Genomic DNA, 20,296 nt, shown 5'->3' on the forward strand with positions numbered 1-20,296 from the left:
GACGGTAGCGCCGGCGGCGGACGCATGGTGTTTCCCGTTCGGCACCAATGGTGCGGCCGGGTTGTGGCGTTTTCTCAGCCGGTCACCCTCGACCGATACTCGCTGGGCGAGAAGCCCAGGTTGCGCTGGAACGTAAGGCGCATCCGTTCCTCGCTGCCGAAGCCGCACTGCCTTGCGATCTGCTCCACCGGCAGATGCAGGTCCTGGAGCAGCCGGCGTGCGGCTTCCAGCCGGAAATGCTCAACCCCCTTGGCCGGGGTGCGCCCGGTCTTCTGCTTGTACACCCGGGCAAAGTTGCGGGGGCTCATTCCGACCTGTTCGGCGAGCTGTTCCACTGACAGCCCTTCCCGTGACAGGTTTTCGATGATCCATAGATGGAGCGCCTCGAACAGCGGCACGTGCCGGCTCTGCGCCAGCAGGATCTCGCTGATCTGTGGCTGTGTGCCCGGCCGCTTGATGAAGACCGCCAGCTCCCTGGCCGCGCTCAGCGAGATATCGTGGCCATAGTCGTCCTCGACCAGCGCAAGCGCCATGTCGATGCCGGTGGTCACGCCGGCCGAGGTCCAGATGCGGTCCTGGCGGACGAAAATGGCGTCCCGGTCCAGTTCGACCGCGGCAAAGCGCGCGCGGAACTGCGCATGCATCGCCCAGTGCGTGGCAGCGCGCCTGCCGTCAAGCAAGCCCGCTTGCGCAAGCAGGAAGGCCCCGCTGCAGACCGAGGCAACGCGGCGTACATGTCCGGCGGCCTGCTGCAGCCAGGCGACCAGCGAGGAGGCGCTGTCGAGCACCCTGACCATCTCGGGGGCACCCGGGAGGATGATCGTATCGATGTGCTGCAGATCGATTTCCGAGAGCGCCATGGCCTGCACGGCGGTGCCTTCGGCCGAGGCAACCAGGCCGCCGTGCTCGCTTGCCAGATGGCTCCGGTAGCCGGCGAATCCCCGTTCGCGTGCGTACCGGGAGGCAGCCCAGAACACGGTTTGCGGTCCGGTGAGATCCAGCAGGCTCATGTCCGGGAAGGCCACGAACAGAAGATGGCGCGGCGGGTCGTCAATTGTCCGGGAAGAGGGCGCAGGCGCAGAGGGAACCATGGCAGGGATCTTGAAAGTCGGTGGATGTTATGCCGCTGGCGCGATTCCGCGCAAGACATGTTGCCGGCAGGCACCCGCGGTGCGACGCCATCGCCACGGATCGCACCCGAAGGCTTTGTGGGCCGGCTCGTTCCGCTCCTCATGTCTGCATTGTCGCCGTTCGCGCCGGGCCGGCTGGCAGAAAACCAGGGGCATCTGTCATTTACCCGGGCATGGCGTGTCACTACGATCATGCCATGGTTGTGCACCGCACAGCGTGGACTCTCATTCGTTGCGCCGCTCCGAAAGGCATTGACATGGACATCGTCGTTCCAGACGTTCGCCCGGCGTCCCCTGTCAACCGCGGGGGGGCGGATAGAGACGTAACCGGTATGCCGCAGCGGGGCTTTCGCCCCGGCCCGCCGGATCGCGCGGACGGATTGTCCGCCAGTTTCGCGGCAAGCTACGCCGGCATCATCGCCTTCATGGCGGTCGCCACCGAGGGCAGCTTCTCCAAGGCCGGAGAGCGGCTGGGCATCGGCCGCTCAGCGGTCAGCCGCAATGTCCTGAAGCTGGAAACGCAGCTGAGCACCCGGCTGTTCCTGCGCACCACGCGCACCACCCAACTGACCCGCGAGGGCGAGCGCTTCTTCGAGAACTGCCACCAGGGCGTGGCGCATATCGTCGAGGCCATGAACGACATGCTGGAACTGCGCCTTGGACCGCCAAGCGGCCTGCTTCGCATCAGCGCGACGGCCGGCTTCGGGCGCAAGGTGGTGGCGCCGCTGCTGTCGAGGTTCTCGGCGGCTTATCCGGACATTTCCCTGGACCTGGTGCTCGATGACCGGCCAACGGACTTCGCGGCCGGGAGCATCGACGTCGCGTTCCGCAATGGCCGCATCGAGGATTCAAGCATCGTTGCGAAGCAGCTGATCCCGATGCAGATGGCTGTGTGCGCGTCTCCTGCCTACGCGGCGCGGCATGGACTACCGTCGACGCTGGAGGATCTCGCCCGGCACGAATGCATCAACACCCGCATCGCCGGCGCGCGCATCCTTGAATGGGAATTCAAGGTCGAGGGGCATGTGCGCAAGGTTGTGCCTGCCGCAAGGCTGACGTTCAATGACCCTGAGCTGGTGCTGGCGGCGGTGCTCGACGGGCTGGGCATCGCGCAGATGGCGGGCTACCAGGCCTGCGACCGCATCGCCCGCGGCGAACTGGTCATCGCCATGGGACGGTATGCGCCTGACGACCGCGGGCATTACATCTGTTACCTCAGCCGCCAGCACCTGCCCTCGCGCATCCGCGTTTTTGTTGACTTCATGACTGAAGAGATCCGGGCGCTCAATCTGCATTGCCTGGCGGATTTCTACACGGACTACTCGACGACAAGCTACCGGTCCTTCAGATAGCGTTGTTGTAAGGGCGCGGGCAATCGAATGTCCCGCCTCAGCTCCCGCACGCGTGAATCAGGAACTCCCTCAGCGCATCCGCCGGCTTGCCCAGCTTGCGCCCGGGCTGCCACAGCATGCCGACCTCCATGTCCGGCACCGCATTGGCAATCGGGCGGGCCTCGATCTGCTTTCCTTCCAGTGACCACGGGCGATACACCATGTCGGACAGCACAGTGACGCCGAAGCCATGCGCCACCAGCCCGCGCAGGGCCTCCATCGAGCCGGTCCGGAATGCGACCTTGGGTGCGAGCCGGTGGCTGCGCCAGTAACGCAGCGTGGATTCCTCGGCCTCGTCCACGGTGATGAGGATATACGGATAGGCCGCAATATCGCGCAGCGAAGGCCGCTCCACGGCCAGCAGCGGATGGCTGGACGAAGTCCACAACTGGCGCCGGGATCGCATCAGCGTATGGCGCCGGAAGCGCTGGGGCCGCTCCAGGTTCGACAGCAGCGCGATGCCCAGCTCGATCTCCCCCGCCAGCACGGCCCGCTCGATATCGGGCCGGTCCATGTCGAGCAGATCCAGTTCGATGTCCGGGTAGTTGGTGCGAAAGCGCGCCAGCAGCCCCGGCAGGAAGTAGCCCAGCACTGTATAGGAGGCGGCCAGGCGCACGCTGCCCTGCAACCCATGCACCTGGAAGCGCGGCTCGCGCAGCGCATCCTCGACCGAATCCAGGATCTGGCGGGCGTGCTGGAAGAAGAGGTGGCCTTCTGCCGTCAGCGTCACCCCATGGGGCCGGCGCTCGAACAGGCGTACCGCCAGGCGCTGCTCAAGCGCCAGCACGGCATTGGTGATGGCCGACTGCGAGACATGCTCGGCGGTCGCGGCCATCGAGAATTGCCCGGTCTCCGCGGCCGCGACGAAGTAGCGGAACTGCCTCAGCGTGACTTCCTTGGCCAGTCTTTCCGAGCCTTCGCGCGCCTTGAACATGGGAATCTCCGAGTTATCCGTTTTTCGGATATCAGGTGTTTGAATTCATGATTTTACGATGACGGCACGGATTTCTAAACTGCTCCGGATACAAGAGAACAAGCACGGAGACTGAGATCGTGAATGCCCCGCTGAACCCCGCCTTGCTCGAAGCCCTGGCCAGCGCCAGCCTGGACGACAAGTACACCCTGGAGCAGGGCCGCGTCTACATGAGCGGCGTGCAGGCCCTGGTCCGCCTGCCAATGCTGCAGAAGGCGCGCGACCGCGCCGCCGGCCTCAACACCGCCGGGTTTATCTCGGGCTATCGCGGCTCGCCGCTGGGCGGCGTCGACCAGGCATTGTGGAAGGCCAAGCAGCACCTGGCTGCCAGCGACGTGGTGTTCCAGCCCGGCGTCAACGAAGACCTTGCCGCGACCGCCGTCTGGGGCAGCCAGCAGGTCAACCTGTTCCCCGGCGCCACGCGCGACGGCGTGTTCTCGATGTGGTATGGCAAGGGGCCGGGCGTGGACCGGTCCATCGACGTGCTCAAGCACGCCAATTCGGCCGGCTCGTCGCGCCATGGCGGCGTGCTGCTGCTGGCCGGCGACGACCATGCCGCCAAGTCCTCCACCGTGGCGCACCAGTCGGAGCACGTGCTGCAGGCCGCCGGCATTCCGGTGCTGTACCCCGCCAATGTGCAGGAGTACCTCGACTACGGCCTGCATGGCTGGGCCATGAGCCGGTATTCCGGCCTGTGGGTGGCAATGAAGTGCGTCACCGACGTGGTGGAGTCGACCGCCTCGGTCGAGATCGATCCCGAGCGCGTGCAGATCGCGCTGCCGCAGGACTTTGTCATGCCGCAGGGCGGCCTCAATATCCGCTGGCCCGATTCCCCGCTGGAGCAGGAAGCGCGGCTGCTTGACCACAAGTGGTATGCGGCGCTGGCCTATGTGCGGGCCAGCCGGCTCAATCGCGTCGTGCTCGATTCGCCGAACGCACGCTTCGGCATCATGACCGCCGGCAAGGCGTACCTGGACGTGCGCCAGGCGCTCGCAGACCTGGGTCTGGACGATGACACCTGCGCCCGCATCGGCATCCGCGTCTACAAGGTGGGTTGCGTGTGGCCGCTGGAGGCACACGGCGCCCGTGAGTTCGCCACCGGCCTGGAAGAGATCCTGGTGGTGGAAGAGAAGCGGCAGATCCTCGAATACGCGCTCAAGGAAGAGCTGTACAACTGGCGCGAGGATGTGCGGCCCAAGGTCTTCGGCAAGTTCGACCAGCGTGGCAACGATGGCGGCGAGTGGTCGGTGCCGCGTGGCAACTGGCTGCTGCCCGCGCACTATGAATTGTCGCCGGCGCTGATCGCCAAGGCCATCGCGCGCCGGCTGGAACGCTTTGACCTGCCGGAAGCGGTGCGCGCACGCATTGCCGCGCGCGTGGCGCTGATCGAGGCCAAGGAGCGCGAGGCCGCGCAGCCGCGCATCGCGGTGGAGCGCAAGCCCTGGTTCTGCTCAGGGTGCCCGCACAATACGTCCACGCGCGTGCCGGAAGGCTCGCGTGCGCTGGCCGGCATCGGGTGCCACTACATGACCCTGTGGATGGACCGCAATACCGACACCTTCAGCCAGATGGGCGGCGAGGGCGTGGCCTGGACCGGCCAGATGCATTTCACCGGCGACAAGCACGTGTTTGCCAACCTGGGCGACGGCACGTATTTCCACTCGGGGCTGCTGGCCATCCGCGCATCGATCGCGGCCAAGGCCAATATCACCTACAAGATCCTGTTCAATGACGCCGTGGCAATGACCGGCGGGCAGCCCATCGACGGCGTGCTGACGGTGCCGCAGATTGCGCACCAGGTGCTGGCCGAGGGCGCGAAGAAGCTGGTCGTCGTCACCGACGAGCCGCAGAAGTATGGCGACGGCGCCATGCTGCCGTCCGGCGTGACTGTGTTCCATCGCGACCAGCTCGACGCCGTCCAGGTCGAGCTGCGCGATACCGCGGGCGTCACCATCCTGATCTACGACCAGACCTGCGCGACCGAGAAGCGCCGCCGCCGCAAGCGCGGCACCTATCCTGACCCGGCCAAGCGCGCCTTTATCAACGACGCGGTCTGCGAGGGCTGCGGCGATTGCTCGGCCAAGTCCAACTGCCTGTCGGTGGAGCCGCTGGAGACCGAACTCGGGACCAAGCGCAAGATCAACCAGTCGTCGTGCAACAAGGATTTCTCCTGCGTCAACGGCTTCTGCCCGAGCTTTGTCACTGCCGAGGGGGCGCAGGTGCGCAAGCCAGCGGCAGCGGGCGGCAAAGGCACAGGCGCCGACTTCGAGGCGCTGCCGCTGCCGCGGCTGCCGGCCCTGGAGCGGCCGTACGGCGTGCTGGTCACCGGCGTGGGCGGCACTGGCGTGGTCACCATCGGCGGCCTGCTGGGCATGGCATCGCACCTTGAACGCAAGGGCGTGACCGTGCTCGACATGGCTGGCCTGGCACAGAAGGGCGGGGCTGTGATCAGCCACGTGCAGATCGCACCGGGCCCGGACGACCTGCATGCGACGCGTATCGCGACGGGTGAGGCACGCCTGGTGATCGGTGGCGACGCCATCGTTTCGGCCTCGCCCGAGGTGCTGTCGAAGGTCCGGCATGGCCTGACCGCCGCCGTGGTCAACAGCGCCAACACGCCCACCGCGGAATTCATCAAGAACCCGAAGTGGAAGTTCCCCGGTGCCAGCGCCGAGCAGGACCTGCGCGCCAGCGTGGGCGATGCCTGCGCGTTCTTCGACGCCAGCGCATGGGCGGTGACCCTGCTGGCCGACGCCATCTACTCCAACCCGCTGTTGCTCGGCTTTGCCTGGCAGAAGGGCTGGATCCCGCTGCAGCGTGAAAGCCTGCTGCGCGCGATCGAACTCAATGGGGTGTCGATCGACAAGAACCGGCTGGCATTCGAATGGGGACGGTATCTCGCGCATCATGGCGAGGCGGCGCTCAAGGCGCACTTGCCGGGTGCTCCGGCGGCCCCGGCCGCACAGGTCGTGGCAATCCCGCAGACGCTCGACACCCTGATCCGCAAGCGCGAGACGATGCTGGCCGATTACCAGAACACTGCATATGCCGGCCGCTACCGCGAGGCCGTCGAGCGCATCCGCGCAGCGGAGCAGCAACTGGGCCTCGACCGCAAGCTGCCGCTGACCGAGGCCGTGGCCCGCAACCTGGCCAAGCTGATGGCCTACAAGGACGAATACGAGGTGGCGCGCCTCTACGCCGATCCCGCCTTCCTGGACAAGCTGCGCGCCCAGTTCGAAGGGGAGCCCGGCCGCGACTACCAGCTCAACTTCTGGCTGGCGCCGCCGCTGCTGGCCAAGACCGACAAGGGCCACCCGGTCAAGCGCCGCTTCGGTCCGCGCACGATGACGGCATTCCGCTTGCTGGCGCGCCTGAAGGGGTTGCGTGGCACGGCGTTCGATGTGTTTGGCAAGACTGCCGAGCGCCGCGCCGAGCGGGCGCTGGTCAACGACTATCTGGCCATGGTCGACGAGTTCGCAGCGTCCCTGAGCGCGGACAACGTCGACACCGCGCTGGCGCTTGCCGCGTTGCCGGAGGATATCCGCGGCTACGGCCACGTGAAGGAGGCCAGCATGGATGCGGCGGCAGTACGGCGGGAGGCGTTGCTGGCGCAGTATCGCGGCGCGGCCCGGCGGGCTGCTGCTTGAGAGGCGGGCGGTTCGAGCCCTGCGCCGAACCGCCCCTGTCTATGCCTCGCGCCGGGCCAACGCCAGGAAGGCGCCCAGGCCCAGCATCGTGACACCCGACATCCGGGTCATCAAGCGGGCGCGAGCTTCGCGGGCGGCGCCGGACTTGAGCAGACGATGCGCGGCAAACACGATAACAACGTCGACCAGCGTATTGAGCGCGACGCAAATGCAGCCCAGCAGCACCAACTGCGGCACCAGAGCTTCGCTCGCCGAGACAAACTGCGGCAGGAACGCCAGAAAGAACAGCGCCGTCTTGACGTTCAGGACCTCGACCATGATGCCCTCGACCAGAGCGCGGCGCGCACCTCTGGATGGCATGGCTTCGAGCGTGACCGGCGCCTGCTTGCGCATCAGCATGCGAATCCCCAGGTACACCAGATAAGCAGCACCCAGATACTTGAGCAGGTTGAATGCCACGGCCGACTGGGCAATGACCAGCGACAGGCCCAAGGCTGCCGCGAGCACATGAAGCAAGCCTCCGAGGGCGGCGCCGAAGCATGAAGCCAGGCCCTCGGATCGGCCGCCAGCCACCGTTCGTGCAACGACATAGGCGATTCCGGGGCCGGGGGTGATGGCGAGAACGATGGCAGCGATCAGGAAGGGGAGGAATGACATGGTGTGGTGTTCGTCAATGGTGAGGAAAAGCTGAGCGCGGGCCGGGGGCAATTCAGCCAGCCTTGCGCATGGACTGCGCAAGTTCGCCATACCCCCGCGCCTCCAGGGTCTCGGCGGCACCGAGGCGGTCCCGCAACTCCCTGTTCTGGCTGAGCTTGACCTTGCCCACCAGCGAAGTGACGGCGATCTCGATGCCCACGATGTTGCGCAGCATGCTGTCGATGTACTCCGGCGCGGAGTCCCCCATCTTCCAGGGCCTGGGTTCGGCTGCCTCGTGTCGCCGTGTCAGGCGCGCAACCAGGCGGCGAACAAAACGCTCGTCGTCATGCACGGTGATCGTGCCGTGCGCGTGTACCACCTCGTAGTTCCAGGTCGGCACCTGGCGGTGCGCCTCATGCTTGCTCGGGTACCAGTTGGGCGAGATATAGGCCTCGGCGCCCCGGAACACGACCATGACCGGCGAGCCGGTGGGGCAACGCTGCCAAAGCGGGTTCGCGCGGGCCACGTGGGCTGTGAGCACGCCGTGAGTTCCCTCGCCGGGATCGAACTCGAACGGGATGTGGTCGGCATCCAGTCCGGCGCTGCCTTGCGTAACCAGCATCCCCAGCGGGTGCACGCGGATGATGCGGCCCAGTTCCTCTGGCCGGTTTTCAGCAAAGTGAGCAGGAATATACATGGTGGGGAATCGGAAGCGATGGAATGCTCGATACTCTCGCCGACAACTGGCACAATCGGAAGGTCCGGTTTTCATGATTCTTTATGGGCCAGTCACGCCAGCCAGCCGGTACCCGTGCCGGAGCCACGGGCGCGGGGCGCCGCATCTACGATCTTCTGCGTGCCCAGATCGCGGACGGCACCCTGCCGCCGGGCGCCCGGGCGCCGTCCACACGGGCGCTGGCGTCCGAGTTGGGGGTGTCGCGTACCACTGTCACCGCCGCCTACGAACAACTTGCTGCCGAGGGCTTCCTCGTCACGGCGGTGGGGCGGGTGGCCCGAATCGCCAGCCCCCTGGCGGCACCGGCACCAGCCGCGATGAGCGCAGGCCGGCGCGCCAGGTCCGCCCCAACCCTGTCCGGATTCGGGCGCCGCGTGGCGGGACTCGGCATGCCGGCACCGCTGCAGGCTGAACCGGTTCGTTTCGACTTCCTGTATGGGGCGGTGGCTTCGCGGGACTTCCCAACCCTGGCCTGGCGGCGTGCCTACCAGGCCGAACTGCTGCGCCAGCAAAACAGCCTGTCCTATGCCCCGCCCGAAGGTGAGGCGTCGCTGCGACGCGCCCTCCAGGGCTATTTGCGGCGTGCCCGGGGACTGGCCTGCGAGGCCGAGCAGGTTCTGGTGGTGCATGGCTCGCAGCAGGCCATCGACCTGTGCGCACGGCTGCTGCTGGATGCCGGCGACGCCTTTGCCTTCGAAGATCCCGGCTACCTGATGGCGAGGCGCTGCTTCGAAGCCACCGGCGCCAGGTGCCAGGCCACGCCGGTGGACGGGCATGGCCTGGATACCGCCAGCCTTCCCCAGGACGATCGTGTGCGCCTGGTGTACGTGACACCGTCGCACCAGTTCCCACTAGGGGGCGTGCTGCCGATCGGCCGGCGCCTGGAGCTGCTGCAATGGGCGCAGCGCCACGACGCCTGGATCATCGAGGACGACTACGACGGGGAGTTCCGCTACGGCCAGCGCCCGATCGACACGCTGCGCTCGATCGACACCGACGGCCGCGTGATCTACGTCGGCACTTTCTCCAAGGCGCTCTCGCCGCAACTGCGGCTCGGCTACCTGGTGCTGCCGCCTGAGCTGGTGCCGGTGTTCCGGCAGGCCAAGCGGCTGGCCGACCGCCATGCGCCCGTGCTGGAGCAGCGCGTGCTGGCAGCGCTGATCGAAAGCGGTGCCTACGAACGCCATGTGCGGCGCATGCGCCGGGAAAACGAGCGCCGGCGAGCGGCCTTGCTGGATGGCGTCGCACGTTTCCTGCCAGCGGACGCGGAAGTCTGCGGTACGGCGGCGGGGCTGCATGTGGTGCTGTGGTTGCCGTCGCTGCGGCCCCGCGACGAGACAGCGCTGGTGGCCGCTGCGCGCAGCCAGGATGTGGGGGTCTACCCGGTATCACCGTTGTTTGCAGGGGCCCGGCCGCACGGACAGCGTCGAGCGGCCGGGCTGGTGCTCGGTTATGCGAGTTTGACGGTGGAGCAGATTCAGCGGGGGATGCAGATTTTAGGGGTGGTGATTGCGGCGATGGGGCGGGCGCAAGGCCAGCCAAATCAGCTTGATGGCCGCCTGCCTACTGGTCAGGAGGCTCCAGGCGGGGGCCGCATCAATAGTTCATCGTCACGTTGAGCATGGCCACCCGCGGATTGCCCACTGGTAGCACGTTGTTGTTCAGGCCGCCCGCGTAGTACATTTTGTCGAACACGTTCTTGACGTTGAACGCCGCGCGCCAGTGCGTTGCCACGTAGCCGACGGCAAGATCGGCCACCGCGTAGCCCGGCACGGTGTAGTTAAAGCTGTAGCCGCGCTTGGCGCTCTCGCCGCGCACGCCGGCACCGACGTACCAGCCGGCCAGCGCGCCGCGGAAGCGGTACTGGCTCCAGACCGAGAAGCTGTGCCGGGGCACGCTGTTGAGCGGCTTGCCGACGTTCGCAGCCGTGGTGTCTTCGGTGACTTCGCTTGCGATGTAGGCATAGGCGCCCGAAACGCTGAGGCCATTGCCGAGATCCTGCGTCAGCTCCATTTCCAGCCCGCGCGAACGCTGTTCGCCCACGGCCACGCTGAAGCCTGTGTTAACCGGATCGGTACTGAGCACATTGGTGCGGGTCAGGTCGAACGCGGCCAGGGTCAGCAGGCCGGTCTTGTCCGGCATGTCGAACTTGATGCCCACTTCGTACTGGCGGCCCTTCTCGGGCTTGAACGTGGCGCCGTTGACGTCGGTGCCGGCGTTCGGCAGGAACGAAGTGGCGAAGCTCAGGTACGGACGCGCCCAGTGCGTCAGGTCGTACATCACGCCCGCGCTGCCGGTGACGGCGTTGTCGTCGTTGCCGGTACGCGACCGCGCCAGCCGGTCCGTCGTGCTCGTCTGCGCGGATTCGTAGCGCACGCCGCCGGTCACGGTCCAGCGCTCGGCGATACGGATCTGGTCGCGCAGGTAGAGACCAACCGCGTTTAGCGTGTCGGTCGCGTCCAGGCTATAGGCGGACGGGCAGTTGATGCTGGCGCCATAGACCGGGTTATAGACGTTCAGCGCTGCCACGCGGCATGTCTTCTGCAGGCGGTCTTCCTTCGTATGGCGGTAGTCGATGCCGAAGGTCACGCTGTGGGCATGCCCCGTGAACGCGAAAGTCCGCTGCACGTTAGTGTCGACACCGAACGAGTCCCCCGAGAAGCTCTGCTGCGTGCCACTGCGGTTCATCGCCTGGCTGTTGACGGCCATGGTGCCGGCCGACACCAGCGTGCCGGTCAGCGACGACGTCTGGTAGCGCAGGTTCTGGTTCAAGGTCCAGCCGGAGTCGAAGCGGTGCGTCAGCGCGTAGCCGATGCGGTTTTGCTCGCCGTCATAAGACGGCGCATTCGGCTCGCCGATGAAGCGGTTGCCCGGCACCACGCCATTGCGGTTCGGCACCAGGGTGCCATTCACTGGCAGGCCCTGCTGGCGCACGTAGTTGCGTTGGCTGTGGCTGGTCAGGATCGTGAAGTCCGTGCGCGTGCCAAGGTCGAGCGTCAGCGATGGCGCGATCCAGCGGTTGCGATACCAGACGTAGTCGGTCGGATCGTCGCTGTTCATCATCAGCGCGTTCAGGCGGAACGCGGCCTTGCTGTCCTTGGCCAGCGGCGTGCCGACGTCGACCGTCGCCTGCCGGAAGCCGTAGTTGCCGACGGTCAGGCCCAGTTCACCGAACAGTTCGGCACGCGGGCGCTTGCTGACCATGTTGACCAGGCCGCCCGGCTGCACCGCGCCGAACAGGATCGAGGCCGGTCCCTTGAGCACTTCCACGCGTTCCACGCCGAACAGCTCCTGCGCCACGCGGTTGTTGCTGTCGACGAGCAATCCGTCGGCAAAGATCGATTCCGATGCACGCTGGCCGCGGATGATGAAGTCGTCCCAGCCGCGCCTGCCATAGACGTTGGTGACCACGCCGGCTGAGTTCTGCAGTGCGTCGCTGAGGTTCTGTGCCTGCTGGCTGTCGAGCAGCTCGCGTGTGATGACGGTGATTGACTGCGCGGCGTCGGCCGCTGACTGATCCGACTTGGTCACTCCGGCCGGCCGCCGCGTGCTGAAGCCGATGTCAGTTTGCCCGTCGGCGGCGGCGCTGACCGTCACGGATGGCAGCGTGGTGAGATCTTCGGCGGCGTGGGAAACAACGGGAGGCAGGAACAGGCAACTGACGGCGGCGGGTATGGCAAGACGGCGGACAAACATGGCGGCCCAGGGCGAAAGCAACGAAAGTGGCGCATCATAAATGAGAATGGTTTGTATTTACAAGAAATTCGTCCGGCAAAAGTCGCACTAACTTACTGATTCGTATCCATCAACGGCGTTTCTAGCGCACATGCTTTCCCTACATAGCGGTCCCTGCGCAGCCCCGTTGCTGCTATCAATGTTCTCTTCCCGGCCGCCTGCCCATGAAACGCACCACCACCATTCCGACCCCGCCGCCCGATGCCGCACATATCCTGGTGCCGGCCGACGCGCAGGCGGGCCATGCCTGCGCCGACGACCGCAACTTCGTCACCGCGCTGGCCCGCGGCATGGAGTTGTTGCGCGCCTTCGGCCCGCAGGACGATTACCTGGGCAACGCCGAGTTGTCGCGGCGCACCGGCATCCCGCGCCCGACCGTGTCGCGGCTCACCTACACGCTGGCCACGCTCGGCTATCTCACCTACATCGAAGCCACTGAGAAGTACCGGCTGGGGCAGGGCGCGATGGTGCTGGGCCACCGCTATGTAGGCGGCGCCGGCATCCGCGAGATCGCGCAGCCGCTGATGCAGTCGCTGGCGTTTGCCTCCGATTGCACGGTGGCACTGGCCATGCCGGACCGGCACGCCATGGTCTACCTGGAAAGCTGCCAGCCGCGCGGGGCGCTGGTGATCCGGCTGGCGCCGGGCGCGCGCCTGCCGATGGCCACCTCGGCGATCGGCCGCGCCTGGCTGGCGGGGCTCGATGCCGATCACCGCGAGGCCGCGCTGGCCGAACTGGCGCGCCACTATGGCTCGCGCTGGCCCGCCGTGCGCACCGGCATCGACCGTGCGCTGCGCGACCACGCACGGCGCGGCTTCTGCGTGGCGCATGCCGAATGGGACCGCACCGTCAGCGGCGCCGCCGCGCCGCTGCGCCTGGCGGGCAGCAGCGAGGTGCTGGCGTTGAATATCGGCGGGGCCGCGACACGGCTGTCGCCCGAGATCCTGGAAAGCAACCTGGGCCCGCGCATCCGCGAACTGGCCGAGACCCTGCAGGCGCGGCTGTGGCAACCCGGCGGCGCGCGCGCGACCGCCCGCTTTGCTTCCGCGCAGCCGGACCCTGATACCCATACCCACGCGTCCAACGCATGACGCGGGCACTGAATTCAACGAGGAGACAACCCATGGAAGTACGCAACAAGACCGTCGTGGTGACTGGCGCGGCCACCGGCATCGGGCGCGCGCTGGCGCTGGCCTTTGCGCAGGCCGGCGCGCGCGGCGTGGCCGTGGCCGACCTGAACGCGGCCGGGGCCGCCACTGTTGCCGCCGAGGTCCAGGCCGTGGCGCCTGCGTGCCAGGTGTTCGCCCAACCGGTCGACGTGGCCGATGCCGCCGCCGTGCAGGGCCTGGCCGACGAGGCCACGCGCCGCTTTGGCCAGGTCGACATCTTCTGTTCCAACGCCGGCATCATCCTGCGCAAGGGGCTGGATGCGAGCGCCGACGAGTGGCAGCGCATCTGGGAAATCAACGTGATGGCGCATATCCACGCGGCCAGGGCGGTGCTGCCGCAGATGCTGGAGCGCGGCGACGGCTACTTCATCAACACGGTGTCGGCAGCGGGCCTGCTGTCGCAGATCGGCTCGGCGCCGTATGCGGTGACCAAGCACGCCGCCATCGGCTTTGCCGAGTGGCTGTCGATTACCTACGGCGACCGCGGCATCAAGGTCAGCTGCATCTGCCCGCAGGGCGTGCAGACCAACATGCTGTTCGGCGAGAAGGGCGAGCGCAAGGGCTTCCTGCAGGAAGGCTCGGTCACCACCGAGCATGTCGCAGCGGTGACGCTGGAAGGGGTGGCCGACGAGCGCTTCCTGATCTTGCCGCACCCGGAGGTGCTTGAGTACTATCGCCGCAAGGGCCAGGACTACGACCGCTGGCTGCGCGGCATGCGCCGCCTGCATGACAAGGTGATGCAGGAGTTCGGCGGCATCGCGGTCTGAAGGCACGAGTAGTCCTGGCAGGTTTCGGCGGCGGCGTTGGCCGCCGTCTTCACAATGCGGGCAGCCATGCAGCCGCCGGCAACAGGAGGAAAATCCATGCGTTTCGGTACCGTTGCCGCGGCAGTGCTCGCCGCGTCCGCCCTGGTGAGCGCGCCCCCCGCGCTGGCACAAGGCTACCCCGCCAAGCCGATCCGGATCGTAGTCGGCTTCCCCAGCGGCGGCGCGCCCGACACGCTGGCGCGCATCGTCTCGGAAAAGATCTCGCCCTCATGGGGCCAGCCGGTGGTGGTGGACAACAAGCCGGGCGCGGGCGGCAATATCGGCGCCGAAGCCGTGGCGCACGCGCCGGCCGACGGCTATACGCTGGCGTTGGGCACGGTCGGCACGCACTCGATCAACGGCGCGCTGTACAGCAAGATGCCATACGACATGGTCAAGGACTTCGCCCCCGTGGTCCTGATCGCCTCGACGCCGAACGTGCTGGTGGTCAATCCCGGCGTGCCGGCAAAGAGCGTGGCCGAGTTGATCGCGCTGGCAAAGTCCAAGCCGGGCGGCCTGACCTTCGGCACCCCCGGCGTCGGCACCTCGCCGCACGTGGCCGGAGAAATGTTCAATTCGATGGCCGGCGTCAAGATCACGCACGTGCCCTACAAAGGCCGCGCCATGGCCATCCCCGACCTGCTCGGCGGCCATATCACCATGATGTTCGACAACCTGCCGTCGGCCCTGCCCGTGGTGCGCGAGGGCAAGCTGCGCGCGCTGGGCATTACCAGCGCGAAGCGCTCGGCCTCGGCACCGGATATCCCGACGCTGGCCGAGCAGGGCTTGCCTGGATTTGAGGCCGATTCATGGTTCGCCGTGTTCGCGCCGGCCAATACGCCCAAGGATGTAGTGGCCAGGCTCAACACTGAACTCAACCGCATCTTCACGCTGCCCGATGTGCAGGCGAAGCTGAAGACGCTGGGGCTGGATCCGATCCTGGGCACGCCGGAGAAACTGGCGGCGTACCAGCGCCAGGAGATTGCAAAATGGGCGCGGGTGGTGAAGGAATCGGGGGCGAAGGCAGAGTAGGCCGTTAAACCCAGAGAGGGTTTGCTCCCTCTTCCGCTTGCCGGAGAGGGAGCACGCAAGCGCTGATCAGGCGTCCGGCTCCACCGCCCCCCGCGCAGGCTCCGCGCCGCTGGCATCGCGCAACCTGCTCAGGCTGATCAAGGCCCCCAGCGCCGCCACCACTGCCGCCAGATACAGCGCAATGCGCGCCGCGCCGGTCGGCGTCAGGCTGAACAGCAGCGCCACCACCGCTGTGCCGCTGGTCTGCCCCAGCAGCCGCGTGGTCGCCTGCGCACCGCTGGCGCCGCCGCTGCGCTCGGGCGGCGTGGCGCCGATCATGGCGCGGTTGTTGGGGGACTGGAAGAAGCCGAAGCCCGTGCCGCACATTGCCATGCGCCAGACGATGTCCAGGCTGCCGGCGTCCGGGCCCAGCGTGGCCAGCCCGACCAGCCCGCCCGCCAGCATGGCCAGCCCGATGCCGGCGAGGATGCTGGCCGGATAGCGGTCCGACAGCCGGCCCGATACCGTGGCCATCACCGCCACCATCAGCGGCCAGGGCGTGATCAGCAGGCCGGTTTCCTGCAGGGAGCGGCCGAGCTGGTATTCGAGATAGAACGGCAGCGCGATAAAGGCCAGCATCTGCGTCATGAAAGAGCAGAACGAGGTGCCCACTGCCAGCGTGAAGGAGCGGCTGGCAAACAGGTCCACCGGCACCAGCGGCGCGGGGCGCCCGTGCTGGCGCCGCACCAGCAGCCAACCCAGCGCCACAGCGGCGGCCATGCCGGCGGCGCCTGCGATGCGCCAGCGGGCGTGGCCCAGGCCGTCGACGCCGAGGATGAACATGCCGAACACCAGCGCCGACAGCAGCGCGCTGCGGTAGTCGAACTCGCGCGGCTGCGGCGGCGTCGCCGGCAGCGAAGTGCGGCTCAGCACCAGCGCGACGATGGCCACCGGCACGTTGACCGCGAACAGCCATTTCCAGCTGGCGACCGCCAGGATCAGCGCGCCCAGCGACGGGCCCACGGCGATGGTCACGCCGACCACCAGCGCGTTCAGCCCGATGCCGCGGCCCAGGCGCGTGGGCGGGTAGATAAAGCGCACCAGCGCCGTATTGACGCTCATGATGCCGGCGCCGCCGATGCCCTGCAGCACGCGCGCGGCCACCAGCATCGGCAGGTTGACCGCCAGCGCGCACAGCAGCGAGCCCAGCAGGAAGGTGGCCAGCCCCGCCCGGTACACGCGCTTGTAGCCAAGGATGTCCCCCAGCGACGAGAGCGGCAGCAGGCACACGGTCACCGTCAGCTGGTAAGCGTTGACCACCCAGATCGTGCTGGACGGATCGGCCTGCAGCTCGCGCGAGATCGAGGGCAGGGCGATGTTGGCGATCGAGCCATCGAGCACGGCCATGATCAGGCCGAAGAAAACAGTGAGGATCGCCCAGGTCCGCTGTGGCTGGGGAAGGCCTTGTTCTGGCTGCATGGGGAGAGACATTGAAGACAATGCCGCGCCAGCATTGCTCAGGCATGGCCAGGACGGCCATGGCGCAGCGTTGCCATTATCGTCCCGCGTGGCGATGCTCGCAAATTCGCTAATTGTGGTAAGGCGCAGCGCGCCGCGTGCGCTATTCCGCTGCGGCGGCCTGTGCATAGCCGCCCAGCCGTTCAAGCAGGGCTTCGGCCGCGGCTGCCGCGGCCGGGGTCCACGCCTGCGCTGCGTCACACAGTGCTTCCAGTGCCAGGCATGCCTCGAAGATGGGCTGGCGGCGCACGATCATGAAGGCGCCGGCCGCGGCATGGGCCCAGTGCCGCAATGCCGGCAGGTCCTGCTGCGCAATGATGTGCGCCAATGCTGGCAGGTCTTGCTGCAGCTGCCGGCGCAGCATGGCTTCGTAGCGGCGGCGATCAGCAGCTTCGGCCTGCGAAGCCGCAGCCGGATCGTCATTGGTGCCAGGGGGCGGGGCCGCGGCATCCCTGCGACCGGGCAGGCCATGCAGGCACGCCTGCAGGTCCTGCAACGACGCCGGCTTGGCGACAAAGCCGGAAAAGCCGCGCAGGCGCCAGTCTGCGCATGGCTCGCTGCCAGTGAATGCGCTGAAGGCCAGTACCGGCATGTCGGGACGCTGCGCGCGCACCGCGCGCAGCAGCGCATGGCCGTCCATGACTGGCATTTGGATATCGGTCAGCACGGCGTCGATGTGCGTGCTCTCCAGCGCCGCCAGTGCCTGCTTGCCGTTGCCTGCAACGATCGGGTGGCAGCCAAGTGCCTGCAGCTGTTCGGCGATCAGGGTCTGGTTCAGCGCATTGTCCTCGGCGACAAGGATCGTCAGCGGCGCCGCGGCCGATGCCGGGAGTGCCTGCGCCGCCGGCGCGCTGGCGTCTGCCGTCGCAAGCGCCGGCGTGGCGCCTTCGGCCGCCTGGGCCACGCAGTCGAGCAGCGCGCGGTGGCTGTAGGCCGTGACTTCGTGCATGCCGGGGGCGCACTGGCGTGGCCGATGCGGGCCCTCCTGCGTCACCCACACGACCGGGACCTTCGCCGCATCGCGCAGGCCGGCCAGTGCGGCCAGGGGGTACTCTTCCGTGGCGACGATAACGCGTGGCACCTTGACCTGGAAAGACGCCAGCGCGGCCGCCTGCGATGCCAGCACATCGGCACGCCAGCCTGCCGTGGCGAGCCACGCGGCCAGGGCCTCGCCGGTACGCATGTGCTGGCACAGCACCACCACGTCGCCGCACTGCGCCGCGGCGGGCGGGACCGGCGGCAGCGGCGTGCCAGCGGCCGGGGCCAGCGGCACCGAGACCGTGAACGCGCTGCCCACGTCCGGCACACTGTCCACGCTGATGCTGCCGCCCATCAGCTCGCACAGGCGGGCGCAGATCGACAAGCCCAGGCCAGTGCCGCCGTAGCGGCTGGCAGTTGCGGCATCGCCCTGCACGAAGGGCTGGAACACGCGCGCCGCCAGCGACGGCGGCATGCCGATGCCGGAATCGCTGACGCGGCAGACCAGCCGCTGCGTGCCGTGGTGGTCCTGGCGCAGCTCGCCGCTTAAGGTGATGCGGCCGCTGGCAGTGAACTTGAAGGCGTTGCTCAGCAGGTTGTTGAACACCTGCGCCAGGCGCATGCGGTCGCCTGTGACCTCAGCATCCAGCGATGGCGACAGCTGCAGGTGGAAGCGGATGGGACGGCCGGCCACCATCGGCGCATGGGTCAGCGCCACGCTTTCCAGCGCCTCGACGGGGCGGAAGGGCGCGTTGACCAGCCTGAGCTTGCCGGCATCGATCTTGGAAAAATCCAGCACATCGTTGACGATCCGGCGCAGCGCCTCGGCGGCGCTGTCCAGCGCCCTGAGCCGGGCCGCATGTGCAGCCAGGCCGCTGCCGCGCGCGAGCAGTTCCAGGTTGCCCAGCAATGCATTCAGCGGCGTACGGATCTCGTGGCTCATCGCGGCGAAGAAGGTCGAGCGTGCGCGCATCATCGCCTCGGTGGTCTGCTGGGCGGAGCGCAGCTGCTCTTGCAGTGCCTGCTGCGCAGTGCAGTCCTGCACGGCGCAGAACAGCACTGCCTCATCGCGGTAGCGCGCCGGCGCGTAGGTGATTTGCAGGAAGTGCTGGGTGGCGTCGCCGTGGCCGGGTGGCTCATCCGCCGGCGCGCGCGGCGGTGCCGCGACGGTAAAGCTGGAAATGGACGCTTGCCCGCTGCCGCCACCGCATGGCTGTCTTTTGAATGCCTCCGCTACCGCATCGGGCAGGTGCCCATGGGGCTGCCATTGCAGCAGTACGCCGGCCAGCGGGTTCGACGTCAGGACGGCGTAGTCGTGCTGGCGCACGATGCACAGGCCGATCGGCGTGGCATTGACCAGCACCTGGTTCATCAGCTCGCTTTCCAGCGCACGCGAGGCTTCGGCGTGCGTACGCCGCAGCAGGTGCCGGCTCCAGTGGCGCGCGGCCAGCCCGATGGCGCCGGTCAGCAGCAGCATGGCGCCGGCGATCACGGCCAGCTCCGCTGCCAGCGCCGTGCCCAGCATGCGATACGGCAGGTGGTAGACCAGCTGCCCGAAGCCTGCCGGCAGCGGCTGCACCAGCCGCATGCCCGATGGCGTGACATCCAGCATGCTGTGCGACAGCAGGCGCGTGCCGGCTGCCACATCGTGGACGCTGGCCGAGGTTGCCGGCCAGTCGCGCGGCGATACATCGATGACCTGACCGGCTGGATTGAGCAGTGCCAGCAGCGCCGGATCCTCCGCGCGCTGCAAGTCGGCCAGGAAGGCGTGCAGGGGCACGCAGGCGGCCACCAGCATGGTGGGCGTGTCGCCGGCATAGGCGGCGCCGGCCAGCACCATGACCGGGGTGTCGTCCACCGGGTGGCGCAGCGGACCCACCCAGACCTGCTGGTCGCGCGCCGGCACGCTGCGGCCGCTGCGCTCCAGCAGCGCCTGGGTCAGCCATGTGCGCAGCAGCGGGATCAGCGCCGGGTCGAGCGCGAGCGGTGGCGCGCCGGCCTCGGGCTGGCTGATGACCACGGCGCTGTCTTCGTTCAGCGCGACCGCGTAGGCCCCGTGGTCGAGATCGAACGCCTGTTGGGTGGCCACCGCAGCCAGGGCAATCTGCCGCAGCCGCACGTACTGCGCCGGCAGCCCGGCGCCCCAGCCCTGCCGCGTTGCCTCGGTGGCAAGCAGGTGATAGTCCTTGCGCACGGCATCGACGTGGAGGCTGGCGGTGCCGGTGCGCCGGAAGGCCCCGAAGCCGGCATCGCGCGACGGCTCCGGTGCGGGCGCATCCAGGTTGTAGCGGATGCCCAGCACGGTGCGCCGCAGGAACGAGGACTCGTTGTGCAGCAACTGCGAGACCGAGCTGGCGTACCGCGAGACGTCGCTGCGCCGGTAGTCCAGGTGCTGTTCCGTGGCCAGGCCGGCAAGCAGCACGCCCGAGAACAGCACGATGGCGATCAGCACCGCGATGGTCGCTGAATACAGGTGTTGCTGGCGGCGCGCATTGTCGGCAAGCGCATCGAAGGCGCTGGCCAGGGTTTCACGGGTACGGTCGACGGTTTGCTGCATCGGCGGGTC

Annotated in this window: 13 protein-coding genes; 6 read left to right on the forward strand and 7 right to left on the reverse strand. The window is 67.7% G+C overall.

All coding sequences use genetic code 11. The features are described from left to right. Window positions 1-74: 74 nt before the first annotated feature. Entirely contained in the window at window positions 75-1,091 is a 1,017-nt protein-coding gene (locus AC3WLE_RS28270) for a GlxA family transcriptional regulator (RefSeq protein WP_492356027.1), read from the reverse strand. 371 nt (window positions 1,092-1,462) lie between these two features. On the opposite strand from AC3WLE_RS28270, the gene AC3WLE_RS28275 reads away from it, so the two are divergent. Next, the gene (locus AC3WLE_RS28275) at window positions 1,463-2,482 is read left to right on the forward strand and encodes a LysR family transcriptional regulator (RefSeq protein WP_492317440.1); all 1,020 of its coding nucleotides are present in this window, start codon (window positions 1,463-1,465) and stop codon (window positions 2,480-2,482) included. 37 nt (window positions 2,483-2,519) lie between these two features. On the opposite strand, the gene AC3WLE_RS28280 is transcribed toward AC3WLE_RS28275, so the two are convergent. Continuing rightward, entirely contained in the window at window positions 2,520-3,455 is a 936-nt protein-coding gene (locus AC3WLE_RS28280) for a LysR substrate-binding domain-containing protein (RefSeq protein ID WP_492317338.1), read from the reverse strand. A gap of 119 nt (window positions 3,456-3,574) precedes the next feature. On the opposite strand from AC3WLE_RS28280, the gene AC3WLE_RS28285 reads away from it, so the two are divergent. Then, the gene (locus AC3WLE_RS28285; protein ID WP_492356026.1) at window positions 3,575-7,141 is read left to right on the forward strand and encodes an indolepyruvate ferredoxin oxidoreductase family protein; all 3,567 of its coding nucleotides are present in this window, start codon (window positions 3,575-3,577) and stop codon (window positions 7,139-7,141) included. 39 nt (window positions 7,142-7,180) lie between these two features. Here AC3WLE_RS28285 and AC3WLE_RS28290 read toward each other — a convergent pair whose 3' ends face one another. Further along, the gene (locus AC3WLE_RS28290; RefSeq protein ID WP_492317340.1) at window positions 7,181-7,798 is read right to left on the reverse strand and encodes a LysE family translocator; all 618 of its coding nucleotides are present in this window, start codon (window positions 7,796-7,798) and stop codon (window positions 7,181-7,183) included. A 52-nt stretch (window positions 7,799-7,850) separates the two neighbouring features. Beyond that, window positions 7,851-8,474 carry an FMN-binding negative transcriptional regulator gene (locus AC3WLE_RS28295; protein ID WP_492317341.1) on the reverse strand — a complete coding sequence of 208 codons (624 nt, stop codon included), beginning with the start codon at window positions 8,472-8,474 and terminating at the stop codon, window positions 7,851-7,853. 83 nt (window positions 8,475-8,557) lie between these two features. Between AC3WLE_RS28295 and pdxR the strand changes: the two genes are divergently transcribed. After that, window positions 8,558-10,132, forward strand: coding sequence for a MocR-like pyridoxine biosynthesis transcription factor PdxR (pdxR, locus tag AC3WLE_RS28300; RefSeq protein WP_492356025.1), 1,575 nt, complete (start codon window positions 8,558-8,560; stop codon window positions 10,130-10,132). Here pdxR and AC3WLE_RS28305 read toward each other — a convergent pair. Further along, the gene (locus AC3WLE_RS28305; RefSeq protein WP_492340411.1) at window positions 10,110-12,209 is read right to left on the reverse strand and encodes a TonB-dependent siderophore receptor; all 2,100 of its coding nucleotides are present in this window, start codon (window positions 12,207-12,209) and stop codon (window positions 10,110-10,112) included. The two genes, pdxR and AC3WLE_RS28305, sit on opposite strands and share 23 nt — an antisense overlap. Before the next feature lie 203 nt (window positions 12,210-12,412). Here AC3WLE_RS28305 and AC3WLE_RS28310 point away from each other — a divergent pair, with 203 nt between their 5' ends. From AC3WLE_RS28310 to AC3WLE_RS28320, 3 genes are all read left to right on the forward strand, one after another. Continuing rightward, on the forward strand, window positions 12,413-13,339 hold the full coding sequence (locus AC3WLE_RS28310) for an IclR family transcriptional regulator (RefSeq protein WP_492317344.1): 927 nt from the start codon (window positions 12,413-12,415) through the stop codon (window positions 13,337-13,339). 32 nt (window positions 13,340-13,371) lie between these two features. Beyond that, window positions 13,372-14,184 carry an SDR family oxidoreductase gene (locus AC3WLE_RS28315; RefSeq protein ID WP_492317345.1) on the forward strand — a complete coding sequence of 271 codons (813 nt, stop codon included), beginning with the start codon at window positions 13,372-13,374 and terminating at the stop codon, window positions 14,182-14,184. A gap of 96 nt (window positions 14,185-14,280) precedes the next feature. Beyond that, complete coding sequence (locus tag AC3WLE_RS28320) at window positions 14,281-15,255, forward strand: Bug family tripartite tricarboxylate transporter substrate binding protein (protein WP_492317346.1); 975 nt, start codon at window positions 14,281-14,283, stop codon at window positions 15,253-15,255. Window positions 15,256-15,321: 66 nt separating this feature from the next. On the opposite strand, the gene AC3WLE_RS28325 is transcribed toward AC3WLE_RS28320, so the two are convergent. Both AC3WLE_RS28325 and AC3WLE_RS28330 read right to left on the reverse strand, forming a co-directional pair. Next, entirely contained in the window at window positions 15,322-16,713 is a 1,392-nt protein-coding gene (locus tag AC3WLE_RS28325) for an MFS transporter (RefSeq protein WP_492353288.1), read from the reverse strand. Between the two features lie 142 nt (window positions 16,714-16,855). Continuing rightward, window positions 16,856-20,287: an ATP-binding protein gene (locus tag AC3WLE_RS28330; protein WP_492356024.1), complete on the reverse strand. Its 3,432-nt coding sequence runs from the start codon at window positions 20,285-20,287 to the stop codon at window positions 16,856-16,858. Window positions 20,288-20,296 lie beyond the last annotated feature (9 nt).

Source organism: Cupriavidus sp. FW306-1B-F12B, from assembly GCF_058781795.1.

Excerpts from the sequence above, each read along its gene's own strand:
- AC3WLE_RS28270 (WP_492356027.1), bottom strand. The coding sequence starts at position 1,091 with ATGGTTCCCTCTGCGCCTGCGCCCTCTTCCCGGACAATTGACGACCCG.
- AC3WLE_RS28275 (WP_492317440.1), top strand. The coding sequence starts at position 1,463 with ATGCCGCAGCGGGGCTTTCGCCCCGGCCCGCCGGATCGCGCGGACGGA.
- AC3WLE_RS28280 (WP_492317338.1), bottom strand. The coding sequence starts at position 3,455 with ATGTTCAAGGCGCGCGAAGGCTCGGAAAGACTGGCCAAGGAAGTCACG.
- AC3WLE_RS28290 (WP_492317340.1), bottom strand. The coding sequence starts at position 7,798 with ATGTCATTCCTCCCCTTCCTGATCGCTGCCATCGTTCTCGCCATCACC.
- AC3WLE_RS28295 (WP_492317341.1), bottom strand. The coding sequence starts at position 8,474 with ATGTATATTCCTGCTCACTTTGCTGAAAACCGGCCAGAGGAACTGGGC.
- pdxR (WP_492356025.1), top strand. The coding sequence starts at position 8,558 with ATGGGCCAGTCACGCCAGCCAGCCGGTACCCGTGCCGGAGCCACGGGC.
- AC3WLE_RS28305 (WP_492340411.1), bottom strand. The coding sequence starts at position 12,209 with ATGTTTGTCCGCCGTCTTGCCATACCCGCCGCCGTCAGTTGCCTGTTC.
- AC3WLE_RS28310 (WP_492317344.1), top strand. The coding sequence starts at position 12,413 with ATGAAACGCACCACCACCATTCCGACCCCGCCGCCCGATGCCGCACAT.
- AC3WLE_RS28315 (WP_492317345.1), top strand. The coding sequence starts at position 13,372 with ATGGAAGTACGCAACAAGACCGTCGTGGTGACTGGCGCGGCCACCGGC.
- AC3WLE_RS28320 (WP_492317346.1), top strand. The coding sequence starts at position 14,281 with ATGCGTTTCGGTACCGTTGCCGCGGCAGTGCTCGCCGCGTCCGCCCTG.
- AC3WLE_RS28325 (WP_492353288.1), bottom strand. The coding sequence starts at position 16,713 with ATGCAGCCAGAACAAGGCCTTCCCCAGCCACAGCGGACCTGGGCGATC.
- AC3WLE_RS28330 (WP_492356024.1), bottom strand. The coding sequence starts at position 20,287 with ATGCAGCAAACCGTCGACCGTACCCGTGAAACCCTGGCCAGCGCCTTC.